The sequence below is a fragment of the Helicobacter sp. MIT 14-3879 genome (genome assembly GCF_003364125.1).
The window spans coordinates 1-5,553 of record NZ_NXLP01000070.1 but is presented as its reverse complement, the minus strand read 5'-3'; the positions used below and the strand labels follow the sequence as shown (position 1 = coordinate 5,553).

The window sequence follows — 5,553 nt, the reverse complement described above, 5'->3', positions numbered from 1 at the left end:
GCTTAATATAGAAGTCAAAGCCTTTGATATATTTGATATTTTGGTGAATTTTTGGCAGGTTTTATGCAGGGATTCTCAAAGCCTTTATGATGAGTTACTTAAGCCTGAAATCAGTCGCGCTCACAGCTCTCTTCATCACCCAGCTCACAAGAAGCTGTAAAATACTTTTTAGCCACATTTTTGTCTTGCAATACACCTTCTCCCAAGAAATAAAGTGCTCCTAGATTATAACAAGCTGGTGCATGGTTTCTATTGCATGATTTTGTATAGAATCCGATGGCTTTGGGATAATCAATGCCAACTCCATATCCCTTATTATACATAATACCTAAATTATAGCAGGCTTTAACATGATGTCTATCGCATGCAAAATTGTAAAGTTCGATAGCCCGTGTGTAACTTTGTTCCACGCCCCATCCATAATCATAGAGGATTCCAAGATTATAGCAAGCACCAACTTTCTCCTTTGCACAAATTCTAGTAAAAAATTCTCGTGCTTTATCGTAATCTTGTGGAATACCCTCTCCTTTTGAATACATAACACCCAAATTATCACACGCTTCATCATGGTCTAATTCACATGCTTTTGCATAAGATTCTGCTGCCTTTTCATAATTTGTATCTCCACCTTTACCGTAGAAATAGAGATTCCCTAGGCTATAGCAACCCATTGCCTTATCACCATCGCAAGCAGTTATATAGAATTCTCTAGCTTTTGCTTCATCTACTTCGACACCCTTACCATAATGATACAAAAAACCTAGATTGAGACATGCTCCTGCATGCCTAGCTTGACTACAGGCTTCCGTATATAATTCACGTGCTTTGTTTAAGTCTTCAGCTACTCCTTGTCCTTGTTGATAAAGAATTCCTAAGTTATAACAAGCGTTCATTTCCTGCAAATTACAGGCTTTTTGCCAAAAATGGTGCGCCTTGTTGTAGTCCTGCGGTACACCATCTGCTACATAGTATAAATCACCCAATACAGAACATGAGGTTTTATTGTTAAAATCATTACATCGTGTCATGAGATTAGAAATGCTTGTCGTAGCAAAACAAATAGGAGTAATAATTGCCCAAATTAATACTAAAAATAGTAATTTTCTCATACTCTATTCTCCTTAGTATGCCTCTCTATTTCATTTACTCAATTTGATTTTTAGATATAATAACATAAAATAGACTTTTAAGTCAAAACCACAATCAAGGTATCTTATGGAAAAAGAAAATGCAAAAAACATTCACAGACGATTGCAAAAAATTATTGGGCAACTCAATGCGATTAATACTATGATAGACAAGCAGGAATCTTGTCCTAATATTCTCATTCAAATTAATGCAGCAAAATCTGCAATACACAAAGTCGGACAGATTGTTTTAGAGGGACATATTAATCATTGCGTACGTGATAGTGTAAAAAGGGGAGATGCTGAAAAAAGCTTAGAGGAACTGACAAAAGCAATAGAACAATTTTCACGTTTATCATAAATAATCGCGTGATTAATTTGAGGTTTAAAGTTTATTTTCTAGCATATAAATTTGCTAATCACTTTATGTAATATGCTAGACTGCTATTCCTTGAAAATATATAACAATAACTAGAAATTCCATACACAATAATCAGCTAAGGAAGCACCATGCAACTATCAAAATTCAGTGACTATTCCTTTCGTGCTCTTATGTATTTAGCAGAAAACGATAAAAGCTTAAGCACAGTTGAGAAAATGGCAAGGGAATTAAATATCTCACAAAATCATCTCAAAAAAATTATCCATAAACTCTCCAAAGGTAATTTTATAACATCCTTTAAGGGGCGGGATGGCGGCATAAGACTCGCCAAAAATCCAGAACAAATCAATCTCTCTTCTGTATTGCTTTATACAGAAACCAATATTGACATCGTTAAATGCTTGAAACATGACACCAAAATTGAAATAAAAGAGTTATGTCCTTATTACGCTGACTGTAATCTCAAGATAATTGTTAATCGCGCACGCGATTCATTTATTGAAGAGTTTAAAAAATACTCTTTATCGGATTTACTAGCAAATAATGTGTTGATAAATTAGAATGCCTGATTTCATTAAGAAATTCTATAACATTAACGAAGCTATCATTAAATTGTGTCTTAGATTCTATTATGGAGTGTGGTGTGCAAAAACAATGCAATACACCTTAGAAACTTTATAGAGAGAATCTTTGCTCATTTGACATACAACATTGATAATTCCTTATGATTTGCAATAAAATACTTGGAATCTGCAAATTCGTTTTATTTTTCATTGCAATATACTAATGCCAAATAGACTATATCATTAAGGGACAAAAAGGTCTAAGCTTGATTTTAATCCGTCTTAAAGTTTGGATTCTACAAGAAAGTCGGCACTTCAATACTCCCTCTAAAACCCTAAAATAAAACAACTTAAGATAAAAAAATTAAACTCTTCTACTGCACCAAACAGCAAATATAATATCCACGATTGAGCTTTCTACTTCATCATTTGAGTTTCACACTCAAATTGCTATGCCATTATCTATTTGCATTGATCTTGCCTATTACTTCTACACTTTATTTGCATTATACAAGACTCATATTGATCTTGCATTGCAATCAAAAACGATACATTTCTAAAAATGACAAAATAAGCAACATGCCTACAGCACCAAACATAAGCGCATCTGTTCTATCAAGTATTCCACCATGTCCGGGTAAAAGAGTGCCAGAATCTTTAATCTCTGCTCTACGTTTTAGCGCACTCTCTAATAAATCTCCAATAATTGATAACACGACAATAAATGAACTTCCTAACACTGCAATAGAGAATCCTCCAAAGATTCCAATGCCAAAAATAGACCCAATTAATACTCCAGCTACAATACCACAAATTGCCCCTTCAACAGTCTTTTTAGGCGAAGCAGGGGAAAGTTGTGTTTTTCCAAATTTCTTACCTCCATAAAAAGCAAAAATATCTGCTATACAAATTGTAGCAATAAGCCATGCTAAAAAACCTACACCATATTCACTATAAATGACATAAATTGCTGCAAAAGGTAAGCTAGGATAGATAAAAGGAAACAAATGCCTGATATGAGAATCCGCATTATCTTTAATGCAATAAAGAGACACAATGCAAAGAACACAAGTAACCACAGCAAAAGAATTTGCACTAAAATATAGCCCTATCCATAAGAGAACTGCCATGCAAAGACTAAAAAGATTGAGTTGGATTCTGTACAGATTAGCTCCTTCCTGCATTGCAAGTAAATAGATAATACCCATAACAACCCATGTAAGTACCGTATTATTAATACTTAACACTATGATAACTGCAACAAGCATGCCCAAAGCACTCCAAACCCTAGCGGAATCTTGCATAATAAATGTTTTGATTTTATTGTGTTCACTTGTTTTGACATGAACAGAATCTTGTGCATGAGAATTCCCACTTTGAGCGGGATTTTGATAGGGCTGTATAGAGCTAGAATCTAATTGGTTGGTTGCAGTTGAATCCTGCATGTTTTCGCGTCGCGTCAAAGATGTCATATTTGCATCGCTATGGGTCTCTTCAGATTGATTTTGACTGAGTTCTTGTGAGTCTTTTTGCATTATCATCTCCTTAAAATTATAGTTTTCTATCATAAAACACTAAACATAAGCATAGTATAATTTTACTTTAAAAACTAAAATCAGGTGTAGAAATGCAAGATAAATACGACATAATTGTTATTGGCGGAGGACATGCTGGCGTTGAAGCAAGTTACATTTGTGCAAAAATGGGCTTACACACATTGCTTATCACTCATTTAATTGATAATATTGCGTTAGCTAGCTGTAACCCTGCAATAGGGGGTTTAGGCAAAGGACATTTGGTTAAAGAAATTGATAGTCTTGGCGGACTTATGGGTGCAATTACAGATATTAGCGGATTACAATACAGAATCTTGAATGCCTCTAAAGGTCCAGCAGTACGTGGCACGCGCGCACAAATTGATATGGATTTATACAGAAAATATGCGAGAGATTTACTCTTACAAACCAAAAATCTTACGATTATTCAAGCAAACGCGACAAAGATTCTTAGTGAAGATAATAAGGCAAATGGTGTGGAAATTTCTATCAAAAAACAATTCTTTGCAGAGAAAATTATCATTACCGCAGGAACATTTTTAAGCGGTTTAATTCATATAGGAGAGAGTAAAAGCCAAAATGGTAGGGTTGGAGAAATTGCTAGCAATGAGCTAAGTCAAAGTCTTAAATCTTTGGGCATTCCTCTTGCAAGATTAAAAACAGGTACTTGCCCCAGAATCTTAGGCTCTAGCATTGATTCTCGAGATTTACAAAAACATTACGGGGACGCTTATTGCACATTCAATGAAAGGGGGTGTAATGCTAAATTAGAAGAGATACCAATCGATTCTAATCAGCCTATCATGCAGCAATGCACAGAGAATAGAACAACAAAAACCCCCTATCATGCCCACACAAACGCTGTAGAATCCCAAGATTCTACGCATGCTCCTTATTTTAGTCTTCTCACCTACGATTTTATTCATCATAAAAGAGAAAATATCATTTCAGAATTTCTCAAAGAGAGGGTGCAAAATAATTATTTTCGTCCTAAGGAATTACCTTGTTTTGTAACTTATACCAATGAGAACACACATAAAATGATTGAAGAAAACTTCTATCGTGCGCCACTTTTTACAGGACAAATAAAGGGGGTAGGACCACGTTATTGTCCAAGTATTGAAGATAAAGTCAATCGTTTTAGAGATAAAGCAAGACATCAATTATTTCTGGAGCCCCAAACTTATAGTGCAGGTGAATATTATATTAATGGCTTGACTACAAGCTTGCCTTATCAGGTGCAAGAAGAAGTTATTCGCTCAATTAAAGGGCTCGAAAATGCGCTTATCACACGTTATGGCTATGCGATTGAATATGATTATAGTCAGCCTACTAACCTTTATCATACCCTAGAATCTAAGATTGTAAAGAATCTTTATCTAGCAGGACAAATCAATGGCACAACAGGCTATGAGGAAGCCGCTGCACAAGGTATTATGGCTGGCATTAATGCGAGCCTTAGCCTTCTTCATCAAAGAGGGCAAAGCAAAAGAGAATCTTTGATATTGCAAAGAGATGAAAGTTACATTGCAGTAATGATTGATGACTTGGTTACAAAAGGCACAAATGAACCCTACCGTGTTTTCACAAGTCGTGCAGAATATCGCCTGCTCCTGCGAGAAGATAATGCGTGCTTTAGATTATTGCCTTATGCCGATGAATTGAGTTTATTAGATTCACATATTTTAGAAGAGTTACATAAAGATAAAGAAAACATAACTTCAAATCTTACGTTGCTAGATTCTCATTTCACACCCAACAAACACAATTTGGAGATATTAGCGCAAATAGGTGAGGATGGGTTTAATAATGTCTGCAACTTCAACCTCATTCTTGGTCGTGATAGCATGAATGCTAATAAAATGCGCAAACTTCACGTCAATTTAGCTACACTTAGCAATCGAGCATTAGAGCAGCTTAGAATC

4 protein-coding genes and 3 pseudogenes are annotated in these 5,553 nt (G+C 35.2%); 5 read left to right on the top strand and 2 right to left on the bottom strand.

What is annotated here, in order from left to right; genetic code table 11:
* Positions 1 to 109: pseudogene (locus tag CQA44_RS13325) on the top strand (DNA adenine methylase); the annotation flags it as partial.
* Position 110: 1 nt separating this feature from the next.
* Here CQA44_RS13325 and CQA44_RS10950 read toward each other — a convergent pair.
* Positions 111 to 1,109 (bottom strand): tetratricopeptide repeat protein, encoded by a 999-nt coding sequence (locus CQA44_RS10950; protein WP_115547269.1) that lies wholly within the window; start codon positions 1,107 to 1,109, stop codon positions 111 to 113.
* 106 nt (positions 1,110 to 1,215) lie between these two features.
* On the opposite strand from CQA44_RS10950, the gene CQA44_RS10945 reads away from it, so the two are divergent.
* On the top strand, positions 1,216 to 1,488 hold the full coding sequence (locus CQA44_RS10945; protein ID WP_115547268.1) for a metal-sensing transcriptional repressor: 273 nt from the start codon (positions 1,216 to 1,218) through the stop codon (positions 1,486 to 1,488).
* Positions 1,489 to 1,637: 149 nt separating this feature from the next.
* Positions 1,638 to 2,069 (top strand): Rrf2 family transcriptional regulator, encoded by a 432-nt coding sequence (locus CQA44_RS10940; protein WP_115547267.1) that lies wholly within the window; start codon positions 1,638 to 1,640, stop codon positions 2,067 to 2,069.
* A 542-nt stretch (positions 2,070 to 2,611) separates the two neighbouring features.
* On the opposite strand, the gene CQA44_RS10935 is transcribed toward CQA44_RS10940, so the two are convergent.
* The gene (locus tag CQA44_RS10935) at positions 2,612 to 3,607 is read right to left on the bottom strand and encodes a phosphatidate cytidylyltransferase (protein ID WP_258865020.1); all 996 of its coding nucleotides are present in this window, start codon (positions 3,605 to 3,607) and stop codon (positions 2,612 to 2,614) included.
* 92 nt (positions 3,608 to 3,699) lie between these two features.
* On the opposite strand from CQA44_RS10935, the pseudogene CQA44_RS13445 reads away from it, so the two are divergent.
* Both CQA44_RS13445 and CQA44_RS13440 read left to right on the top strand, forming a co-directional pair.
* Positions 3,700 to 4,458 (top strand): annotated as a pseudogene (locus tag CQA44_RS13445) (FAD-dependent oxidoreductase); the annotation flags it as partial.
* Between the two features lie 51 nt (positions 4,459 to 4,509).
* Positions 4,510 to 5,553 (top strand): annotated as a pseudogene (locus CQA44_RS13440) (FAD-dependent oxidoreductase); the annotation flags it as partial.

Coding starts and splice junctions, on each gene's coding strand:
- CQA44_RS10935 (WP_258865020.1), bottom strand. CDS start 3,607: ATGCAAAAAGACTCACAAGAACTCAGTCAAAATCAATCTGAAGAGACC.
- CQA44_RS10940 (WP_115547267.1), top strand. CDS start 1,638: ATGCAACTATCAAAATTCAGTGACTATTCCTTTCGTGCTCTTATGTAT.
- CQA44_RS10945 (WP_115547268.1), top strand. CDS start 1,216: ATGGAAAAAGAAAATGCAAAAAACATTCACAGACGATTGCAAAAAATT.
- CQA44_RS10950 (WP_115547269.1), bottom strand. CDS start 1,109: ATGAGAAAATTACTATTTTTAGTATTAATTTGGGCAATTATTACTCCT.